The organism is Bacillus cereus group sp. BfR-BA-01523 (assembly GCF_022662615.1).
GTDB lineage: Bacteria > Bacillota > Bacilli > Bacillales > Bacillaceae_G > Bacillus_A > Bacillus_A mycoides.
In genome coordinates, this window is record NZ_JAKUDX010000010.1 from 114,675 (window position 1) to 135,196 (window position 20,522).

The following is a 20,522-nucleotide window of genomic DNA, read 5'->3' on the forward strand; positions in this document are numbered from 1 at the left end:
AACAGTCTAATATCTAAATTTAAGGATGTTAGAAGTGAAACTTTAATCAGTGGGGGATGAACACCCTTACTGATTAAAGTTTCACTTTATTTTATGGAGAGCGAGAGGATTCAGTATGAGTATTTTCTTAAAACGTTCATATGTGGAGAGATATGAACAATTTTTGCAACAAAATTATGAACCACTTATGATACCGAAGGATTTTCAAGTAAACGAATATAAGCAGATGAAAATTGAGGATATACAAGCGATCGAACATAGTAAGTTAGATATAATAGTCGCTACTTTTGTATGGTTGCATCATGTTAGTAATGAAAAATGTATAGTGATTCCTCATCATATGGAACAGAGTAGTTATCCGTTATGTATTACGATTTCAGAGGAACTTTCTTATGAAGAGCTAAAAGTAGAAATTAATGATCAAATTGTGCAGTTAGAAAACATGGAAGAAGTACAAAAAGTATTATTACAATATGATGAAGGAAAATGGGGGAAACCTGCAGTTACAGTAGGAAAAAAGAATAGAAATAGTCAGTTGAACTTTATTGAATTAAAGAATAATTACTTTGAGGTTTCTTATAATAAAATGCAATTGGAAGAAAAAACAGCGACTCGTTATATAGAGCAAATTGAGTATGTATTACAGCAAGGAATTACAAACGAGAAGCAATGTATTGTAGCTATGGATATTATTCCAGAAGAAGAGTTAGCAATATATAAAGAGATAAATCATACAGAAGTACCATATCCGAATAAGAGTATTTCCGATATGTTTTATGAAATAGTAACAAACTTTTCAAATCGTATAGCCTTGTCTTCAGTAGAAGGAACATTAACATATGAACAACTAAATAAAAGGAGCAATCAAATCGCTCATATGTTATTACATAATGGAGTGAAGCAAGGTGATTATGTTGGTATCTTCATGAAACGAAGTATTGATACGGTAGTAAGTTTATTAGCGGTTTTAAAAGCAGGCGCTGCGTATATTCCAATCGATCCAGATTATCCTGCCAATCGGGTGCAGTATATTATTGAGGATAGCCAATTGAAATTAGTGCTAACAAAAGAAACAAAAATTCCGGATGAAGGCATTCGCGAGTTGTCTCTTTATGATATTGAAAAATTTTCAGATGCAGATGTGAAATTGTCAATTCATCCTGATGATATTGCATATATGATCTACACATCAGGTTCTACAGGAAACCCGAAAGGAACAATGCTTGCGCACCGCGGGGTAGTTAATTTATGTACATGGATGCAAAGACATTATGAATTAACTGAAGAAGATATTTTTGCACAGTTCCCATCATTTAATTTCGATGCGTCTATTTGGGAGTTATTTGCTTCATTGTTCTGTGGTGGAAATGTATATGTTTTATTAGATGAGCAAAGACTTTCAGTCGATGCTTTTGCAAATGCAATTTATAAAGAAAAGGCAACATCTATTTTAGGATTAGCTACAATTTTCTTACAACAAGTAGCAACATACCTTCCAGATGAAAGTAAGCATAAGTTGGATTCATTAAAGAGGATTGCAGTTGGTGGAGAAATGCTTACTGCTGAAGTAGTGAAATTATGGCGACAGAGAATTGGTACTCATGTTCAATTGAATAATGCATACGGTCCGACGGAATGTACAATTACAACAACTACTTATCCAATTCCAGCGGAGTTAAATGATAAATTTGCTAGTATTCCAATTGGGAAGCCAGCGGATAATTATAAAGTTTGGATATTAAATGACAATATGAAAGTTTGCCCAATTGGTATTCCAGGAGAATTATATATAGAATCAGTAGGTATCGCGAAAGGTTACTTTAATAAGCCAGAGAAAACAGAAGAAGTGTTTATTCCACACCCCTTAAATTATGATAGTAGGATATATAAAACAGGTGATGTTGTTAAAATATTGGAAGATGGAAATATTGAATTTCTACACCGTAAAGACAATCAAGTGAAAATTAGAGGGCACCGAATTGAACTAGGTGAAATCCAAAATACAATTGCAAAATATGAAATGATAAAAGATGCTGTTGTATTTACGAAGAAAAGTGAAGAAGGTAGTCATTACTTAGTTGCTTTCTATACAACTGTTAATGAAGTTGCTATGGAAACCTTAATACACGATTTAAGAGAACAATTACCAGATTATATGGTGCCATCTAAGTTAATTTATATTAATGAACTGCCACTTACACCAAATAAAAAGGTTGATGTGAAGCGATTAGCACAACTGGAAGAAGAGTATGAGCCAGTTCGTTCACAAGAATATATCGCACCATCTACTGAAGCGGAAGCAAAAATAGCAAAAGCTTGGATTGATGTATTAGGCGTCTCGAAAGTTAGTGTCCATGACGACTTCTTTACAGTTGGTGGGCATTCGTTAAAGGTATTACGAGTTTTAACTCTATTGAAAGAGGATTTCCCGCATTTAACAATTCAAGACTTTTTCCAGGAACGCACAATATATAGGTTATCGCAAATTCAAAGGGAATTAAAAGTAGAGGAAGAAGACGTATTCCGTGAATATAAAGTAATTCATGAGCCAGCAACAATTTCACATATAAAAGAAGTGAAAAGCGGTAAAGTTTCAAATATCTTTTTAACAGGAGCTACTGGTTATTTAGGTTCTCACATATTGCATGAATTACTAAAAGATACAACAGCACATATTTATTGCTTAGTAAGACCAACGCAAGATATACAACAAAGAATTGTTAATACATTAACAAATTACTTTAAAAATATAAAAAAAGAATGGCTACAACGTATAACAGCAGTACCTGGTGATCTTGGGGCAGAGAATCTTGGTATGAGTGAGGAAGAATTTAAAGTCATTCGTTCCAAGGTTGATACTGTAATTCATTGTGGTGCAGATGTAAGACATTTTGGAGATGTGGATCAGTTTGAAAATGTGAATGTGCAAGGAACGGGTCGTATGCTAGCGTTAACTGAAGAAGGAGCGACATTCCACTTTGTTTCAACAATTGGTATTCCGATAGAATTAGCGATGGATCAATGGGATAGATATGAAAAAACAGGTGATTTTAACTACGATGTGGTGTTGGAGAATGTGTATTCTAATAGTAAACTACAGGCAGAAAACCTTGTTCGTGAAGCGATAAAAGATGGTGTACGAGGAAATATTTATCGTGCGGGTAACTTAGCTTGTCATTCAGAAACAGGAAGGTTCCAACAAAATATTGAAGGGAATGCATTTTATCGTCTGATTAAAGCGATGTTACTTATTGGACAAGCTCCGAATGTAAAGTGGAAAATTGATTTTACACCAATTGATTTTGCTAGTAAATCGATTGTAACATATGTACAAGATTCACAAATAGCTGGAGAAATGTTACACATCTGTCACCCATATCAAATTGAATTTGAACATTTTATAAAGCTAATTGAGGAATGTGGATACAATCTTGAAATGGTTCCACTTTCGGAATATGTAAATACCGGGCTTGAATTAGCGAAGGGAAATGAAGTAATAGCAGAGCTAATTGCTTCTCAAGTTGCAGGAGATGGAGCACAGCAATCTGAAATTGTAATGGGTACTCGAAGAACGAATGAATGGATTAAGAAAAAAGAACTGGTAGTGCCAGCGATTAATAAAGAATTTATTCAGCAATTATTAGCTCATGGTGAAGAAGTTGGATATTTTCCGAAAATAATGAAATGATATGTACGCTTTTGTTTGTTCAATAAAATAAATCATGCTACAATGAAAACGAATTAAGAACCGGGGAGCCAATTGGCTGAGAGGATGTAAGTATAACATCGACCCTCAACCTGATCTGGATAATGCCAGCGTAGGGAGTTACTTTAAAGTGATGTAGCATAAGTTATTATAGAATAACTTGTATACAAGGCTTTCCTACATGGTAGGAAAGCCTTTTCTTTTTTTGGAACCATATTTTGTAAGGGGGATTTTATTATGTCACAACAAGTTACAATTTCATTTTCAGTAGTACCACAAGCGAAGAACAAAGATGTGTATTCCGTTGTTGATAAAGCAATTGAAGTTGTACAACAGTCGGGAGTTCGTTATGAAGTAGGGGCAATGGAAACAACGTTGGAAGGAGAATTAGATGTACTTCTTGACGTCATTAAACGCGCGCAACAAGCTTGCGTCGATGCTGGAGCAGAAGAAGTAATTACTTCTATTAAAATTCACTATCGTCCAAGTACAGGCGTAACGATTGACGAAAAAGTTTGGAAGTACCGTGATGAATATGCAAAACCAGAAGCAATCTAAAATAATCACAACAATTTGGCTTATCCTTCTCATTGCTATATGGGAAGGATCTGTTTCATTATTTAAAATTGAGCCGTGGATTTTACCGAAGCCGTCTGCAATTGTGCAAGAGTTAATTGGAATGAAAGATTTACTATTACCGAATACAGTGCAAACGTTACAGGAAGTAATAATTGGGTTGTTTTTTGCAATTTTACTTGGGACGAGTATTGCTATCATTATGGATGTCATCCCTTTATTTCGGATTTTAATGAATCCATTGCTCGTTATTTCGCAAACAATTCCAATCGTTGTGCTCGCACCATTATTTATTATTTGGTTTGGATACGGAATGTTGCCAAAAGTAATGGTTGTTATTCTTGTTTGTTTCTTCCCAATTGCGCTTAGCATTTTAGAAGGTTTCCAAACGGTAGATAAAAATATGCTGAAACTGTTACAAACAATGAAGGCAACGAAATGGCAAGTTTACCAGAAAGTAAAGTTTCCAGCAGTACTCCCATACTTTTTCTCAGGTTTAAAAATTGCTGTTACATATAGTGTGATGGGGGCGATTATTGGGGAATGGCTTGGTGCCAGCGAAGGATTAGGAGTTATGCTTACAAGAGCAACAAAATCCTTTTTAACGGCTCGAGTATTTGGTGTTGCAGCGATTATCGTCATGGTGACATTATGTCTGTACTTTATTGTTGAATTTATGGCAAGAATAACAGCACCATGGATATACAGAAAGGGCGGCAGAAAATGAAAAAAGGTTTAAAAATTATGTTAGCTGCATTATTAGCAGTAACTGTTGCCGGATGTAATCCGGCGAAGAAAGAAGAAAGTTCAAGTAAAGATAAAAAAGTAAAAGTCGTTTTAGATTGGTTTCCAAATACGAATCATACTGGCTTATATGTAGCGCAAACGAAAGATTATTACAAAAAGCAAGGGCTTGATGTAGAAATTATCCAGCCTGGTGATAATGTAACGGCAGAGCAGATGATTGCTTCTGGGAAAGCAGACTTTGCGATAAGCGCACAAGAAAATGTAACATTAGCTCGTGTTGAAGGAATCCCAGTTGTTTCTGTTGGTGCAATTATTCAGCATAATACCTCTGCTTTTGCATCTCTAAAAAAAGATAATATGACGTCACCGAAAGATTTTGAAGGTAAACGTTATGGCGGCTGGGGGGGACCAGCAGAAGAAGCGACGTTAAAGACGATTATGGAGAAACATCAAGCTGATTTTAATAAAGTTGAAAAAATTATTCTTGGACAAACAGATTTCTTTAAATCAATCGGTCGTGATGCAGACTTTGAATGGATTTATTATGGATGGGATGGAATTGAAGCGAAGCGTCAAGGAAAAGAGTTAAATACAATTATGGTAAAAGACTTAGATCCAGCGCTTGATTTCTATAGTCCTGTTATTATTACAAGTGAAAAACATACGAAGCAAGATAAAGATTTTGTGAAAAAATTTATGACGGCAACGACAGAAGGTTATGATTTTGCAATTAAAGAACCGAAAGAAGCTGCGGATATTTTAATTAAAGCTGTTCCGGATGTGAATAAAGAATTAGTACAAGAAAGCCAAAAGTGGTTAAGTACAAAGTATCAAGATGATGCAAAAGCGTGGGGAGTACAGAAGGAAGAGATTTGGACAAATTACATGAATTTCTTATATGAAAACAAAGTTATTAAAAAGAAAATCGATGTAAAAGATGCCTTTACAAATGAATTCCTTCCAAGTGAAAAATGAGTGGATTACAAATAAAAGATATTGTAAAAGCTTTCGATGGAAAGAATGTATTAGCAAATATTAGTGCGTCTATACAAGAGGGAGAGTTTGTCTCTTTTGTAGGTCCGAGTGGTTGTGGAAAAAGTACATTATTAAATATGATTGCAAGTGTTGAAGAGCCAACGAGCGGAGAAGTGTTTTATAACGAGGAGTATGTAAAAAAACAAGATGTTGTTAGTTATATGCCGCAACAAGATTTATTACTACCGTGGCGATCGGCTTTGCAAAATATCGTTCTTCCATTGGAAATCGAAGGGAAGCCTAAAAAACAAAGGCTGACAGAAGGAATGGAAGCATTAAAGCAATTTGAGCTAGATGAATATGCAGATCATTATCCAGATGAATTATCAGGTGGAATGCGTCAAAGAATTAGTTTCCTTCGTACGTATTTATGTGAAAAGCCAATTATGCTGCTGGATGAGCCTTTTGGAAAATTAGATGCATTTACAAAAATGGAAGTACACAGTTGGCTTTTAAATTCTTGGCATCAAGAAAAGCAAACAATTGTTATGGTTACACATGACTTAGATGAGGCAATTTTACTTTCTGATCGCGTATTTATTTTATCTCAAAGACCAGCATCAATAGTTGGCGAGGTCCAAGTGGAATTACCTAGGCCGCGAACGATGGATATGTTAACATCTCTTGAGTTAAAGAAGGATAAGGAAGAAATTTTAAGAGTATTGGCTCCTTACATGAAAAAATAGAAAAAAGTCTTTTAACAGTTTTTTGTATAATTGCTGTTAAGAGGCTTTTTTCTATTGAAGGAGAAAGATGAAATCTATAGGGGAAATAGTGGGTTCATTAACATCGGATAAATTGGAAGAAGGAACAAAAGAAAAAGTAGAGAATAGAATATAACAGAGTGGTTTATACTCTTAATATAACAAATGTTAAAGGAGTGAAAGGATAAAATGACTTTATCAACTGTTCTTCAAATGGTTTTAGCTTGATACGGGAGAAGTCTGCCCATTTTTAACAAATAAGCTAAATTGAAGACAGCAGGTAAAGAACCTTAATCCTTTCTTACGATAATATGTAATGGGTAAGGTGTATTCACCTTACCCATTTTTATATGTATAACTAAATCAGGCTTTATACTGTTGTTCTCTCTATTTAGCTTATGGATCATAAGAAAAGGAGAGAAAAAAGATGAGTATATTAACAGTAGAAAATGTAAGTCATTCATATGGTGAGAAAACCATTTTATATAATGCGTGCTTTCGATTATTAAAGGGCGAACATGTTGGGCTAGTAGGGAAAAATGGAATTGGAAAATCTACATTATTACGCTTGTTAACAGGAGAACTTATACATGATGATGGAAACATTGAATGGTTTCCACATGTGAAGATTGGCTTTTTGCAACAGCATATAGATTTACAAGAAGGCATAACAATTGAAGAATACTTGCAAAGTGCGTTTTCTAACCTGTATGAGTTGGAACGTGACATGTTAAAACTTACAGAAGAGATGGCTGGAGCAGGAGAAGTAGCGAAATTGTTAGTAAGGTATGGAGAGTTACAAACTATATTGGAGAATTCTAATTTTTATCAAATTCATACAGAAATTGAGGAAGTAGCAACAGGCTTAGGCTTGTTTGAAATAGGATTGGAAAAGGATGTTTCAAAGTTAAGTGGTGGTCAGCGGACAAAGTTGTTACTTGGGAAACTCCTTTTAGAAAAAGCGGATGTTTTATTATTAGATGAGCCAACTAACTATTTAGATACAGCACATATAGAATGGTTGCAATCATATTTACAAATGTATGAAAAAGCTTATATTATCATTTCGCATGATGAAATATTTTTGAACAATATTACGAATGTTATTTATCATCTAGAAGAACGAAAGGTTAAGCGCTATGCGGGAGATTATGAAACCTTTTTGCAAAGTTATCAATTACAAAGGAAACAATTACAAGCGGCGTATGCGAAACAACAAAAAGAAATTGCACATTTAGAGGGTTTTATTCAAAAAAATAAAATTCGTAAAGCGAAGCAAGCGAAAAGTCGTGAAAAAGTATTAGAGAAAATGAAAAAGGTTGAAAAGGTTAATGATGTACCTCGCGCCCGTTTTGATTTTAATGTTTATACTGAGCCAGTGAGTCGTATATTACAGGTAGAGAAACTGAAAATTGGTTATGGTGAACCGTTATTTCCAGAATTGGATTTTCAAGTGAAAAAAGGGGAAAAGATTGCGATTATTGGTCATAATGGGATTGGAAAAACAACAATGTTAAAAACATTACTAGGACAAATAAAACCGTTAGGCGGCTCAGTTTCTGTTGGGGAACGAGTAAAACCCGCTTATTTTGCACAAGAGGAATTTTCCTCAGAAATAACTGCACTAGAAAGAGTATGGGCAGGGAGACCAGATATGACAAGAAAAGAAATCCGACAAGCATTAGCAAAGTGCGGATTGAAAGAAGAACATGTATTAAAACCTATCCAGTTATTAAGTGGAGGAGAACAAACAAAAGTACGATTATGCGAACTTATCGTAACTAAAAGCAATGTTTTAATTTTAGATGAACCAACTAACCATTTGGATACAGAGACTAAGACGGATTTACAGGAGGCGTTAAAACAATATAAAGGTACAGTTTTAATTGTTTCACATGAGCCCTCTTTCTATGAAGCATGGATAACGAAAATATGGAATATCGAAAAATGGAACGTTTAACAATAATCACAAAGAAAAGGCGTTAGCTTTTATGAGCTAATGCCTTTTCTTTGTGATTAACATGATTTTCGAGAACTCTCAAATGAGAATTGTAAGAAAAAGAACTCTTATGGTGCGCTTATAAGCGCACCATAAGAGTTCTTTTTCTTTGGTTATATTTATAATAATACTAGATGCCTTTCCCTAATAGGCTACTATCTTTTATATATATATAGATAGTTTGAAATGGAATGGAAATGATTCCTATATGTAAAGGATAATGTGATTAGTATGGGAAGACAATAGAACTTAAAGGAAATTCATGTAAAATTCAGATGAACTTCACGCGAACTTCATATTAGAAACTAAATATAATTATAATAGGTTATTATAATATAAATTGTGATTTTTCATAAAATTAAAAGTTTGAATTTAGGATAGAGCACTCAAACCTAAATTCAAACTTTAGTGAAATAATTAATGGAGGTTACGTTTAGTTTTCATTAATGGATGTATTTACAAGTTCGGCGGGATTGCCTGCTCCTGCCCCTCCGATTGTAACTGATCCACCAGGAGGAATTTCACCATTCCATCCTGCATTCGTAATTACGTAATGATTATTTATTTTACTACTAATTTTAGAATCCCAAACTTGTGTTAAATTGCCGTTATAATCAAATTCTAATTTCCAGTTTTTAATAGGGGTCGTTCCGCTATTTTTAATTATAATTGAGAAGTTGTAACCACTTCCCCAATTTGAAGTGACTGAAAAGGTAGCATTGCCATTTCCACCAGGAGGTGTTGTGTTAGCATCATCTGTTTTTATAAGAATAGAAGTAGGTTGTGATTTGTTACCAGCAGAATCTTTTGCTAATACTGAAAATGTGTATTCTGTATTAGGTTTCAAGTTTTTAATTGTAATGCTATTTGTTGTTGTACTCCATTTCTCTTCTCCGGCAGTAATTTCATATTCAGTAACGCCTACGTTATCAGTAGATGCAGTCCAGTTTAATTGAACTGAGTTTGAATTTTTATTTGTAACAGTAATATTTTTTACGTTTGTTGGTGGTTCAGTATCTTTTTGAGTAATAGGTCCACCAAGTAATTCTTTTACTAGCGTATCAAGTAATTTTGGTCCACTACAACTATATTTTGGGCTTGTACGGCAATCACCGCTTAGTTCCCAAAACATTGCGCCACTTAAACCCTTTGTCTTTATATAGTCTGTTTTATATTTCATAGATTCATTGTCATCATAGCTAATAAAGGTTCCTGTAGTCGCATTATATAAATAAGGTACTTTCGCTACATCGTTCCATCCGCGAACAAAACCATTTTTATTCACATAATTAGATGCTAAATCACCATAATCGTACACACCTGTGTCACCGGTAGAATAATCATCCCAAGTGCCTTTAGAAGCGAGCTTTCCGTCACTACCTGGTTTACAAGGTTGGTATTGCCCATTATTTTCTTTTCCGCAACTTTTCCATCCACGTCCGTAAAAAGGTACACCTAATACGAGTTTATCCGCTGGAACCCCTTCATTTGTATAAATGTCTATCGCACCATCTACGTAAAATTTCGTATCCGCTGCGGGGTCATTTGGATCTTTGTATAGTGCAGCATTATGGTTAGAAGTAGCTTCCCACCCACCGTGGAAATCGTATGTCATAATATTAATCCAATCCAGTATTTGAGAAATCTTCTTTAGCTCTGTATGATCCGCATAACGTTGGCTTGCACCTGACGCGATTGTTAGTAAATATTGTTTACCATCTTCTGCACCAGCTTTCGTTAATGCATTTCGAACATCTTGAAGCAGAAGGGTGAAGTTTTGTTTATCTTCAGGACGATAACTACCACCAGGAATCGTTTCAACACCCGGGTATTCCCAGTCTAAATCAACGCCGTCAAATCCATATTCGCGAAGAAAAGCTACTGTAGATTCAGCGAATACTTTTCTTGTTTTTTCATCAGCGGCCATATCAGAAAAGCGGTTAGACCAAGTCCAGCCACCAACTGAAATAATTGTTTTTAAGTGAGGATACTTAGCTTTTAATCGTTTCAGTTCTCCGAAATTTCCACAGCGGGCATATTTATCACAATCTTCCCAAGTTGTACCCGATCCCGGATAAGATTTTGTGACATCAGCCCATGGTTCACCGAGTACGAGAGTGCCATTAGGGACCTCTTTATTTTGCAGTGGTACACCAGATTCTTTACAGTTCCACGTTTGTTTATTTGGATTATCGGGGTGAGTAGAAGGGTTTCCATGTTTTCCATTCCAGCAAATATCAGCGAAAGCATAGTTTAAATGAGTTAGCTTTGATGCATCAATGTCTGCAACTTGATAATTACGTCCGTAAACGCCCCATGAAGGAAAATACCCAACAATTTTTTGACCTTGCTTTGGTGAATCTGCTAATGCGAAATTTGGAGTAATAAAGTTTGTGAGAAAAAGAGGTAAGAAAAGTAGTAGGGATAGTAATAGTAGCGTGAATTTTTTTGATCTCATAGTCATTTCTCCTTTCAAAATAAAAGATATATTTAAAGGCATGCGCCAATAAACCAAAGTGAATCTAGACGTATGAAACGTCTAGATAAAAATGATCAGACATCACGAAGTCTATACAAGGGAGCTGGGGGTGATTAAATCGTAGCAAATGCAAGATTTGGTGTAAACGCTTTATTTGATTCGCAAAGATTTTCTCAATATTAAATGGCTCTAATACAGACTACACATGAAAATAAAATATTGATTAGGGAGGAAAAGGCTCCTTGTAATTAAATTTGAGAAAAAATTGTATAAAGTCAATTTGTAATAGCGTAGCAAGATGAGAAAATATCATGTAAAATAATAGTAAAAATATGTAAAGGAGCGAATGGTGTGGATGTCTTTTTGAACATTGCTGAAGAAAAATTACAAGAAGAGTTAACAGCAAAAACGCTGCGTTTTCAGCAGGTAATGGAAAAGAGAAAGATTAAAGATAGTTCGGCTTTTCGTATGTATCAGGATAAAGTATTTCGTAAATTACGCTAAGAGGGATAAGATGAATACATTTGAAACGATAGAAGAATTAGCGACATATATTGAAGGACAACAATTGGTACTGCTGTTTATTAAAACGGAAAATTGTGGTGTTTGTGATGTTATGTTAAGAAAAGTAAATTGCGTATTAGAGAATTATGATTACGTAGAGAAAGTAGAAATATTACTACAAGACATGCAAGAGATTGCGGGGCGATATGCAGTATTTACAGGGCCAACAGTTTTATTATTTTATACTGGAAAAGAGATCCTTCGTGAATCGCGCTTCATTTCACTTGAAAATTTAGAGAGAACCATTCAATTATTCGAAGATTAAGGGAGGCTTTTATATGGAATTTATTATTGTCATACTATTATTTGTTGTAGTTGGAACGATCGCAACAGCAGTTCGATCAAACAAAAAGAAGGTAAATCTTACAAAACAAAATAACATTCATAATTCATCCAACAGCTCATCACCATTATTTTTCTTTGCTGGATCGGATAATGATAGCTCGCACGATGGAGGTTCACATGATTGCGGAGGTTCTTTTGGTGGAGATAGTGGAAGTAGCTGCGGTGGTGATTGATGAGAATACGCCCTATAGGGGGCGTATTTCTTTTTAAACAAACGTTTGATTAAATATTTTTAACATGCTAGGGGAAATGAAAAGGGAACCGTATTTCTTACTAAATTAGGATTTAAATTTGGAATAATACATATGATTCGAATGTGGTTTGAAAGTACGTTTTCTTAAATAAGGAGTATAGCCTCTTGCGATAGAGGTTTTTATTTGTTATTATTAGACCGAACGGTCGGTTTAAAGAGGTGTGAATATGAGAAGAAGCGCAGAAGAGATAAAGAAAGAAATTGCCTATAAAGCAGAAAGTCTGTTTTCACAGAAGGGCTATGCAGCTACATCTATGGAAGAGATTTGTGAGATTACAGAGAGAAGTAAAGGAAGCATTTATTATCACTTTAAAAGTAAAGAAGAATTATTTTTATTTGTAGTGAAACAGCATACGTATGATTGGCTTGAAAAATGGAATGAAAAAGAGAAGTTGTATAGTACTAGTACTGAAAAACTATATGGTCTCGCGGAATATTATGTAGAGGACATACAGCAACCCATTTCAAATGCAATAGAGGAATTCTCTATGAGCCAAGTTGTAAGTAAAGAAATTCTGGATGAACTGTTAGCTTTAACTAGAGAATCATATGTTATGGTTGAGAAATTAATTGAAGCAGGTATGCAGTCTGGAGAGTTTCAAGAAGATGATACGCGTGATCTTATGTATATTGTGAATGGATTATTATCGGGGCTTGGAGTACTTTACTACGAGTTAGATTATAAAGAGCTGAAACGTATTTATAAAAAGGCAATAGATGTATTGTTAAAAGGAATGGCAGCTGAATAATAGGTCAGTTGCTTTTCTTACAAAATAAATTAGACCGAACGGTCGGTTTATGAAAGGGGGAATGAAAATGAACGCTTTATTTAAAAACCGAGCATTTATGCTCGTTATGGCATCTGATATTTTACAACAATTTGCAATTTGGATCAGAAATATGGCTCTTTTGTATTTCATAATGGAGCGAACGAATAATGATCCGGTTTCAGTTTCTTTATTATCGGTTATGGAATATGCACCAATTTTTATTTTTTCATTCATTGGTGGTGCGTTAGCAGATCGCTGGAATCCGAAGAGAACGATGGTTGCTGGAGATGTATTAAGCGTATTATCTATTATAGGAATTGTCTTTTTGCTAAAGCTTGATTATTGGCAGGCTATATTTTTTGCAACACTCGTTTCCGCAATTGTAGGTCAGTTTTCTCAGCCGTCATCTTCACGTATATTTAAGCGCTATGTAAAAGAAGAACAGGTAGCAAGTGCTATTGCATTTAACCAAACATTACAGTCGTTATTTATGATTTTTGGACCAGTTGTAGGTTCAATTGTGTATACACAACTTGGCTTATTTACCTCACTATATAGCTTGATCATTTTATTTTTGTTATCGGCTATTGTCATTTCGTTTTTACCAAAATGGGTTGAACAAGAGCAAGTGGCGAGAGGTTCATTAAAAAATGATATAAAAGAAGGTTGGAAATACGTTCTTCATACGAAAAATTTACGTATGATTACGATCACTTTCACCATTATGGGCTTAGCTGTTGGACTAACGAATCCATTAGAAGTGTTTCTTGTAATAGAACGGCTTGGAATGGAAAAAGAAGCCGTTCAATATTTAGCCGCAGCTGATGGAATCGGTATGTTAATTGGTGGTATTGTTGCTGCAGTTTTCGCTTCAAAAGTGAATCCGAAAAAGATGTTTGTATTCGGTATGAGCATATTAGCGATGTCATTTTTAGTAGAAGGGTTATCTACATCATTTTGGATTACTAGTTTCATGAGATTTGGAACAGGTATTTGTTTAGCCTGTGTCAATATCGTTGTCGGTACGCTTATGATTCAACTTGTACCAGAAAATATGATTGGCAGAGTAAATGGAACGATTTTACCACTGTTCATGGGGGCAATGTTAATTGGAACTTCACTAGCTGGAGGATTGAAGGAGATGACCTCACTAGTTACTGTATTTTGTATAGCAATGGCACTTATTTTATTAGCAATAGGTCCGGTTTTACGTATGCAAATAAAGAAAGAAGATATTGTGAATCGAGAGGAAATGACGAATTGATTAGTTTCGAAATAGCTATTGTAAGGGAGCAGAATTGCTCCCTTTTCTTGTGGCAATCTTTTGACAATGACATGCCCCAACTATATACTGATGATGTAAAAACGATTTTACAGGTTAGGAGAAACGGTGTGAAAAATCAAATCTATGAATTGCGCACTGCAAATAGTATTTCACAAGGTGCATTAGCGGATAAGTGTAACGTATCAAGACAGACGATAAATGCAATTGAGAATAATAAATATGATCCAAGCTTAGCACTAGCATTCCGGTTAGCAGAAGTATTAGGAACAACTGTCGATAAACTATTTTTGTACAAGCTTTAGAGTTTTTAATTGTAGGGCGTTATCGTTAAAAATATAAGAGAAAGATCCCCTTCTTGTGTGAAGGGGATCTTTCTCTTATATTGTTTTAGTTTTCGGATTAGGTGGTGTAACGGACGTATTATTTTCGGGTACTCTAGTTAATAAGAATCCACCGACAATAAATAAGACAATAATACTAAGGACACCAGCGTTTGTTTTTCCTGTTAATTGGGTTGTGACACCAACTAATACCGGACCCATAATTGCCGCGAATTTACCAAAGATATTATAAAATCCGAAGAATTCATTTGCAGATTCTTTCGGTACTAGTTTTGCGAAATAAGAACGGCTAAGTGCTTGAATTCCGCCCTGAGAAGTAGCAACTAACATTGCTAAAATCCAGAAATCAAACGTCGTTTTTAAGAAATAAGCATATGTGCAAATAATGATATAAATGATAATGCCGACATATAGCATTTTTTTACCGGTAAATGTTTCCGATAGTTTTCCATATAATAAAGCAAATGGACAAGCGACAATTTGTGTTACAAATAAGATGATTAATAGATTGGTTGCACTAATACCGAGATCTGTTCCGTAAGCAGTAGACATAGTGATAATTGTATCTACCCCATCAATGTAGAAAAAGTAAGCTATTAGGAACATAAATACAGTTTTATATTCTTTAATATTTTTAAACGTATTAGCAAGGCGCTTGAAGCTCATTGCAATTGGTCTTGGATGACGTTCAATATAGTGTGTTTGCTCTACATTTTTTAGCATTGGTATCGTAAATAGTCCCCACCAAAGAGCTGTTATTGCAAAGGAAATTTGACTAGCAATTCCGACTGATAAGGGGATAGTTCCTTTTTGAGCAAGAATAATAAGAGCAATACAACCGATAAAAGGAATTGTACTCCCAATGTAACCTAATGCAAAACCTCGCGTAGAAATTCGGTCCATTCTATCTCCAGAGGTAACATCTACTAGAAATGCATCATAAAAAATATTTGCTCCAGCAAAGCCAACTAATGCGAGCATATAGCATCCTAGTAATAAGTACCACTGAGATGTTGGAACAACTGCTAGCATACTTGTAAATACGATACCGAGTCCAAAGAAGAATGTGAAAAATCGTTTTTTAAATCCCTTATAATCAGCAACCGTGCCGAGAATAGGAGCGAGTATAGAAATTAAAAGTGTAGCGAACGAGTTTGCATATCCCCAATAGGCTGTTGAAGTTGCACCAGATAGTCCAGCTTCTTTTGCAGCTGCTTTAAAGTAAATTGGAAATAATGCAGTTGTAATGACGAGCGAATATACCGAGTTCGCCCAATCGTACAATATCCAGCTTTTTTCTTGTCTGGACATTTTTTTCATATAATGTTCCCCCTTAAATTTGTTCTACTAACAGTGTACAAAAATAAAAATTATAAAAAGAGAAACAGTGATGATTTTTACATAACTTTTACATATATACACAGTTCTTTACAATTGAAGTAAATCCTCTACAATTGCGCCGTCTGTTTCACCTAAGTGCAAACCGAGTAACCTAGCGATAGTCGGACCTTCATCAATCAGTCTCATATACGGAATTGTAACGCCGCTTTGAATGCCTTTCCCAGCAGCCATAAAAATTGTTTCATAGTTAGGTTTTGTTGGGGAATATCCATGTGTTCCAAATGTATATTTCTTACTAGAATTAACATCTTCTTTATTAATTTCTTTTATGAAATCACCTGTATAATTTTCAATGAAGTAATAACCTTCCATGGCCTCTAGCATAAATAAGCAATTACCATCAGCGCCACGTTCTTTTGCATCTTCATCGTGCAGAATAAATTCAATTCCATTTTGTTTATCCTGAAGAAGCTCTTCAAGAAGAAGTTGAATCTCTTTAATCGTTTCAGTATCATTTTTATCCTTTACATGTACGTAGGCAGATCCATCACAGCTTTGGCAATAAGCTTTCCAATCGTGTATTTTTCCACGTTTATTTACGGATATAAGCCCTTTTTGACAGAATAGGACATTTAATTGGATTGCTTTGTTTTCACTTAAAGCGCTATGGTCACCAAGTGCAATAATTGTACTTTCTTCGTATATACCACTTTCTTTTAATGTATGGATAATTTTTCCGAGGCGTTCGTCGTGTCTGTGGATTGCAGCTACTGTTTCCTCAGACTCGAAGCCATGGTAATGTCTTTGAGTATCTAAATCAGTAAAATGTACAAACATAACATTAGGCTTTTTCGTCTGAATTGTATGTACGGCAGAAGCAAGGACGAAATTATCAAGCTCAGGCTGTGACAATCCATTTCGTATATGGCCGAAACGACGATTTAAATCTAATTGATATAGCGGGCTACCGCTAAATAATGAAACTAAAATTTGATTTTGCCACGGTCTATTTGGAAAAATTTCTGGTAAATTGTAATCGATATTTGCTCTTCCAGTAACAGGCCATAGAAGGGCTGCTGTCGTTAAATTTGCTTTGCGTGCTTCATCATATAAAGTTGTTCCTTTAATGGACTTTCGGTACCAATGCCAATCTGGTGAATCACGTCCTGGTTGAAGTAATGTATTGCTGACAACGCCATGCTTATTAGGATAATTACCGGTTACGATTGTTGAGTGGCTTGGATATGTTACAGAAGGATAAATTGGCTCCACTTTTTTCGCAATCGCGCCCTTTTTTATTAAAGTTTGGAAATTAGGTAGTTTTTGTAATATAGGAAAATCTAAAGCTGATAAGCAGTCGAAAGATAAAATAATGACGCGATTTGTTAATGCTTTATCCATAAAGTTTCCCTCCTGATTATATAAAACCTATTCTTATATATTACTATTAATACCTGGTAATAAAAATATATTTTTGAATAAAATTTCGTTATTTATTTTCAGAAAAATTAAACATATAATAAGTATAAGGGAATGAATGGAAGGAGGGAATACTATGGATTGGCTAGATGGATTTGGTATTTTTTACATCATTGGTGGAGTCACCGTTCTCCTTGTATTTTTTATGTCATATTTACTAAAGAAACGTTTTCCAGACAAACAGTTTGATATTATATTTGCACTTAGTTTAGTACTTCTTTGTTTAGCTTTCTTTCCTGTAACAATGATCGCTATTGGTGGTTGGGAAGGAATGGGATACGGATTTATTTGTTTCTTCGTTTTAATTGGTACACTAATTGGTATGGTTGCTCATCAACTTGTAAAAATAGTTCGGAAAAGTTACGTATAAAACAGTGATAATTGAAAAAAATGTATAAAAATAAGAAAATTGGCTCTTGTTTTGAAATAAAATTTATATTATGATATTCAACAAATTTATTTTGTTATAACGATGAAAAAGGAATAGTACATGTCTTACCTTTTTGCAGAGAGAGAATCCTTTTGGCTGGAAGATTCTTAAAGAGGCGATATGGAACCTACCTTTGAGTTCTGCATATGCAGCGGGGAATTCCCGTTATCAAAAAGAGAGCATACTCAATTTTTTTGTGTATGAATCAGGGTGGTAACGCCGACAAAGCTCGGTCCCTATTTGGGGACGCGGGCTTTTTCTATTTTCTAAAGGAGGAAGAATAACTATGGTAAAAGAACAAGTACAAGCCATTACGAAAATGGAAGAAGACTTTGCTCAGTGGTATACCGATATTGTAAAAAAAGCGGAGCTTGTTGATTATTCAAGTGTGAAAGGTTGTATGATTTTACGTCCATACGGTTATGCATTATGGGAAAATATGCAGAAAGTGATGGATGAAAAATTAAAAGAATCTGGTCATGAAAATGTGTACATGCCAATGTTTATTCCAGAGAGTTTATTACAAAAAGAGAAAGATCATGTTGAAGGATTTGCTCCTGAAGTAGCATGGGTTACTCATGGCGGAGATGAGAAATTGGCGGAAAGACTTTGTATACGTCCTACATCTGAAACTCTATTCTGTGAGCATTTTTCAAAAATTGTTCAATCATATAATGATTTACCAAAGTTATATAACCAGTGGTGTTCAGTAGTTCGTTGGGAGAAGACGACGAGACCATTCCTTCGTACAACTGAATTTTTATGGCAAGAAGGTCATACGATTCATGAAACGGCAGAAGAATCTCAAATTGAAACATTAAATATTTTAAATCTATATGCTGCTTTTTGTGAAGAGTATTTAGCGATTCCGGTTATTAAAGGGCAAAAAACAGAAAAAGAAAAGTTTGCAGGAGCGAAGGCAACTTATACGATTGAAAGTTTAATGCATGATGGAAAAGCACTTCAAACAGGAACATCTCATAACTTTGGAACGAATTTCTCTGAAGCATTTGATATTAAGTTTTTAGACCGTAACGGTAAATGGCAATACGTACATCAAACATCTTGGGGTGTATCAACAAGAATGATAGGTGGACTTATTATGGTTCATAGCGATAATAACGGACTTGTAATGCCACCGAAAGTCGCTCCAGTACAAGTTGTTATCGTTCCTATTGCTCAGCACAAAGAAGGTGTGTTAGAAAAAGCAACAGAGTTGCAAGGACGTATTCAGAAGGTTGCACGTGTAAAAATAGATGCTAGCAATAAAACACCTGGCTGGAAATTTAATGAGTATGAAATGAAGGGTGTTCCAATTAGATTAGAAGTTGGTCCAAAGGATATTGAAAAGAATCAAGTTGTACTTGTAAGGCGAGATACGAAAGAAAAAGAGTTTATATCAATGGATCAATTAGAAGCACGCATTCCAGCACTACTTGAGGAAATTCACCATTCTTTATTTAGCAAAGCAAAAGTATTTCGCGATGAGAATACGTATAGTGTGATGAATTTCGAAGAGATGAAAAAAGCGGCTGATGAAAAGCAAGGATTTATTAAAGCGATGTGGTGTGGAGAACTAGCTTGTGAAGAAAAATTAAAAGAAGAAGTTGGAGTATCTTCACGTTGTATTCCGTTCGAACAAGAAAGTTTAGCTGACGAATGTATTTGCTGTAGTAAAAAAGCGAAGCAGATGGTGTATTGGGGAAAAGCGTATTAATACTCTTTCTACTAGATGACAAAAAGGACCTTTGATTGCATAATAAAATGCAATCAAAGTCCTTTTTAGTTTTATCCCGCTATTTGCCAGGCAGTAAAACTCCCACTTCAAAATTCGGCTGGAGCAAAGAAGTTAGGTGGGAGCCCTGCTGCCCGTAAAAGCCCGATTGGTGAAGGCTAATAATCAGTGGGGGATGAACAAAATCCCCACTGATTAAAGTTTCACTTTATAATCTGTTTCATGTATTTTTAGATGGAAGGATGATTTTTTTATTTTGCGTTTTTACGACGAATAAATAGTAACACACCAATTAGGAATGTCGAAAGCCCAATTAAAATAGATGCAGGATAATGCGTTGCAGTATTAGGCAATTTATTGCCTTGTTTTGTTGCATTATCTTTTGCGTTACCGCTTTGAGAGCCGCTATCGCCTTTAACACGGTTGCCGCCCTGAGAGCCATTACCACCTTGAGAACTGCTGTCGCCTTTAACACGGTTGCCGCCCTGAGAGCCACTGCCACCAGAACCACTGCCACCAGAACCACTGCCACCAGAACCATTGCCACCAGAACCATTGCCACCAGAACCATTGCCACCAGAACCATTGCTACCAGAGCCATTGCCACCGGAGCCACTGCCACCAGAACCAATGCCACCAGAACCAATGCCGCCAGAACCTATGCCGCCAGAACCATTGCCGCCAGACCCACTGCCGCCAGAACCATTGCCGCCAGAACCCTTGCCGTCAGAAC

17 protein-coding genes, 2 pseudogenes, 1 riboswitch and 1 other annotated feature are annotated in these 20,522 nt (G+C 35.3%); of the genes and pseudogenes, 15 read left to right on the forward strand and 4 right to left on the reverse strand.

The genetic code is table 11. The features are described 5' to 3' along the window. The first annotated feature begins 115 nt into the window (after positions 1 to 115). From MR066_RS21490 to MR066_RS21515, 6 genes are all read left to right on the forward strand, one after another. Positions 116 to 3,688 carry a non-ribosomal peptide synthetase family protein gene (locus MR066_RS21490; protein WP_277929083.1) on the forward strand — a complete coding sequence of 1,191 codons (3,573 nt, stop codon included), beginning with the start codon at positions 116 to 118 and terminating at the stop codon, positions 3,686 to 3,688. A 51-nt stretch (positions 3,689 to 3,739) separates the two neighbouring features. Then, a riboswitch (TPP riboswitch) is annotated at positions 3,740 to 3,842 on the forward strand. Between the two features lie 101 nt (positions 3,843 to 3,943). Beyond that, the gene (locus MR066_RS21495) at positions 3,944 to 4,264 is read left to right on the forward strand and encodes an MTH1187 family thiamine-binding protein (protein WP_000082898.1); all 321 of its coding nucleotides are present in this window, start codon (positions 3,944 to 3,946) and stop codon (positions 4,262 to 4,264) included. Further along, positions 4,236 to 5,009 (forward strand): ABC transporter permease, encoded by a 774-nt coding sequence (locus MR066_RS21500; protein WP_002186843.1) that lies wholly within the window; start codon positions 4,236 to 4,238, stop codon positions 5,007 to 5,009. The genes MR066_RS21495 and MR066_RS21500 overlap by 29 nt, the downstream gene beginning before the upstream one ends. Further along, a complete protein-coding gene (locus tag MR066_RS21505; RefSeq protein ID WP_242248468.1) occupies positions 5,006 to 6,004 on the forward strand; it encodes an ABC transporter substrate-binding protein in 999 nt (332 codons plus the stop codon). Before MR066_RS21500 ends, MR066_RS21505 begins: the two co-directional genes overlap by 4 nt. Beyond that, positions 6,001 to 6,750: an ABC transporter ATP-binding protein gene (locus MR066_RS21510; protein ID WP_002139487.1), complete on the forward strand. Its 750-nt coding sequence runs from the start codon at positions 6,001 to 6,003 to the stop codon at positions 6,748 to 6,750. The genes MR066_RS21505 and MR066_RS21510 overlap by 4 nt, the downstream gene beginning before the upstream one ends. A 445-nt stretch (positions 6,751 to 7,195) precedes the next feature. Beyond that, the gene (locus MR066_RS21515) at positions 7,196 to 8,728 is read left to right on the forward strand and encodes an ABC-F family ATP-binding cassette domain-containing protein (RefSeq protein WP_002140244.1); all 1,533 of its coding nucleotides are present in this window, start codon (positions 7,196 to 7,198) and stop codon (positions 8,726 to 8,728) included. Between the two features lie 472 nt (positions 8,729 to 9,200). Here MR066_RS21515 and MR066_RS21520 read toward each other — a convergent pair whose 3' ends face one another. Further along, positions 9,201 to 11,225 carry a glycosyl hydrolase family 18 protein gene (locus MR066_RS21520; protein WP_242248470.1) on the reverse strand — a complete coding sequence of 675 codons (2,025 nt, stop codon included), beginning with the start codon at positions 11,223 to 11,225 and terminating at the stop codon, positions 9,201 to 9,203. Positions 11,226 to 11,627: 402 nt separating this feature from the next. Here MR066_RS21520 and MR066_RS21525 point away from each other — a divergent pair. The 7 genes and pseudogenes from MR066_RS21525 to MR066_RS21555 form a co-directional block, all read left to right on the forward strand. Continuing rightward, positions 11,628 to 11,750, forward strand: a pseudogene (locus tag MR066_RS21525) (DnaJ family domain-containing protein); the annotation flags it as partial. A gap of 10 nt (positions 11,751 to 11,760) precedes the next feature. Next, on the forward strand, positions 11,761 to 12,075 hold the full coding sequence (locus MR066_RS21530; protein ID WP_002029563.1) for a thioredoxin family protein: 315 nt from the start codon (positions 11,761 to 11,763) through the stop codon (positions 12,073 to 12,075). Positions 12,076 to 12,088: 13 nt separating this feature from the next. Beyond that, positions 12,089 to 12,328 carry a hypothetical protein gene (locus MR066_RS21535; RefSeq protein ID WP_242248472.1) on the forward strand — a complete coding sequence of 80 codons (240 nt, stop codon included), beginning with the start codon at positions 12,089 to 12,091 and terminating at the stop codon, positions 12,326 to 12,328. An 84-nt stretch (positions 12,329 to 12,412) separates the two neighbouring features. Beyond that, positions 12,413 to 12,496 (forward strand): annotated as a pseudogene (locus tag MR066_RS21540) (histidine kinase); the annotation flags it as partial. A 79-nt stretch (positions 12,497 to 12,575) separates the two neighbouring features. After that, positions 12,576 to 13,157, forward strand: a complete 582-nt coding sequence (locus tag MR066_RS21545; RefSeq protein ID WP_242248473.1) for a TetR/AcrR family transcriptional regulator — start codon at positions 12,576 to 12,578, stop codon at positions 13,155 to 13,157. Positions 13,158 to 13,224: 67 nt separating this feature from the next. Next, complete coding sequence (locus tag MR066_RS21550; protein ID WP_201051118.1) at positions 13,225 to 14,442, forward strand: MFS transporter; 1,218 nt, start codon at positions 13,225 to 13,227, stop codon at positions 14,440 to 14,442. A 71-nt stretch (positions 14,443 to 14,513) separates the two neighbouring features. Further along, complete coding sequence (locus MR066_RS21555) at positions 14,514 to 14,765, forward strand: helix-turn-helix transcriptional regulator (RefSeq protein WP_033715363.1); 252 nt, start codon at positions 14,514 to 14,516, stop codon at positions 14,763 to 14,765. 75 nt (positions 14,766 to 14,840) lie between these two features. Here the strand turns inward: MR066_RS21555 and MR066_RS21560 are convergent, their stop codons facing one another. Both MR066_RS21560 and MR066_RS21565 read right to left on the reverse strand, forming a co-directional pair. Further along, positions 14,841 to 16,124 carry an MFS transporter gene (locus MR066_RS21560; protein ID WP_242248475.1) on the reverse strand — a complete coding sequence of 428 codons (1,284 nt, stop codon included), beginning with the start codon at positions 16,122 to 16,124 and terminating at the stop codon, positions 14,841 to 14,843. Positions 16,125 to 16,232: 108 nt separating this feature from the next. Then, the gene (locus tag MR066_RS21565) at positions 16,233 to 17,546 is read right to left on the reverse strand and encodes an alkaline phosphatase family protein (protein WP_078204723.1); all 1,314 of its coding nucleotides are present in this window, start codon (positions 17,544 to 17,546) and stop codon (positions 16,233 to 16,235) included. 154 nt (positions 17,547 to 17,700) lie between these two features. On the opposite strand from MR066_RS21565, the gene MR066_RS21570 reads away from it, so the two are divergent. Together MR066_RS21570 and proS are read left to right on the forward strand one after the other, a co-directional pair. Then, positions 17,701 to 17,994 (forward strand): YesK-like family protein, encoded by a 294-nt coding sequence (locus MR066_RS21570; RefSeq protein WP_002124993.1) that lies wholly within the window; start codon positions 17,701 to 17,703, stop codon positions 17,992 to 17,994. Positions 17,995 to 18,087: 93 nt separating this feature from the next. Further along, positions 18,088 to 18,295 (forward strand) — a binding site (T-box leader). A 45-nt stretch (positions 18,296 to 18,340) separates the two neighbouring features. Continuing rightward, entirely contained in the window at positions 18,341 to 19,771 is a 1,431-nt protein-coding gene (gene proS / locus MR066_RS21575; RefSeq protein WP_242248476.1) for a proline--tRNA ligase, read from the forward strand. Between the two features lie 269 nt (positions 19,772 to 20,040). Here proS and MR066_RS21580 read toward each other — a convergent pair. Further along, positions 20,041 to 20,522 (reverse strand): LPXTG cell wall anchor domain-containing protein (locus MR066_RS21580; RefSeq protein ID WP_242248478.1); only part of this gene is annotated, 482 nt, incomplete at its 5' end.

Excerpts from the sequence above, each read along its gene's own strand:
- MR066_RS21490 (WP_277929083.1), top strand. The coding sequence starts at position 116 with ATGAGTATTTTCTTAAAACGTTCATATGTGGAGAGATATGAACAATTT.
- MR066_RS21520 (WP_242248470.1), bottom strand. The coding sequence starts at position 11,225 with ATGAGATCAAAAAAATTCACGCTACTATTACTATCCCTACTACTTTTC.
- MR066_RS21530 (WP_002029563.1), top strand. The coding sequence starts at position 11,761 with ATGAATACATTTGAAACGATAGAAGAATTAGCGACATATATTGAAGGA.
- MR066_RS21565 (WP_078204723.1), bottom strand. The coding sequence starts at position 17,546 with ATGGATAAAGCATTAACAAATCGCGTCATTATTTTATCTTTCGACTGC.
- MR066_RS21505 (WP_242248468.1), top strand. The coding sequence starts at position 5,006 with ATGAAAAAAGGTTTAAAAATTATGTTAGCTGCATTATTAGCAGTAACT.
- MR066_RS21550 (WP_201051118.1), top strand. The coding sequence starts at position 13,225 with ATGAACGCTTTATTTAAAAACCGAGCATTTATGCTCGTTATGGCATCT.
- MR066_RS21535 (WP_242248472.1), top strand. The coding sequence starts at position 12,089 with ATGGAATTTATTATTGTCATACTATTATTTGTTGTAGTTGGAACGATC.
- MR066_RS21515 (WP_002140244.1), top strand. The coding sequence starts at position 7,196 with ATGAGTATATTAACAGTAGAAAATGTAAGTCATTCATATGGTGAGAAA.
- MR066_RS21570 (WP_002124993.1), top strand. The coding sequence starts at position 17,701 with ATGGATTGGCTAGATGGATTTGGTATTTTTTACATCATTGGTGGAGTC.
- MR066_RS21495 (WP_000082898.1), top strand. The coding sequence starts at position 3,944 with ATGTCACAACAAGTTACAATTTCATTTTCAGTAGTACCACAAGCGAAG.
- proS (WP_242248476.1), top strand. The coding sequence starts at position 18,341 with ATGGTAAAAGAACAAGTACAAGCCATTACGAAAATGGAAGAAGACTTT.
- MR066_RS21510 (WP_002139487.1), top strand. The coding sequence starts at position 6,001 with ATGAGTGGATTACAAATAAAAGATATTGTAAAAGCTTTCGATGGAAAG.
- MR066_RS21555 (WP_033715363.1), top strand. The coding sequence starts at position 14,514 with ATGCCCCAACTATATACTGATGATGTAAAAACGATTTTACAGGTTAGG.
- MR066_RS21545 (WP_242248473.1), top strand. The coding sequence starts at position 12,576 with ATGAGAAGAAGCGCAGAAGAGATAAAGAAAGAAATTGCCTATAAAGCA.
- MR066_RS21500 (WP_002186843.1), top strand. The coding sequence starts at position 4,236 with ATGAATATGCAAAACCAGAAGCAATCTAAAATAATCACAACAATTTGG.
- MR066_RS21560 (WP_242248475.1), bottom strand. The coding sequence starts at position 16,124 with ATGAAAAAAATGTCCAGACAAGAAAAAAGCTGGATATTGTACGATTGG.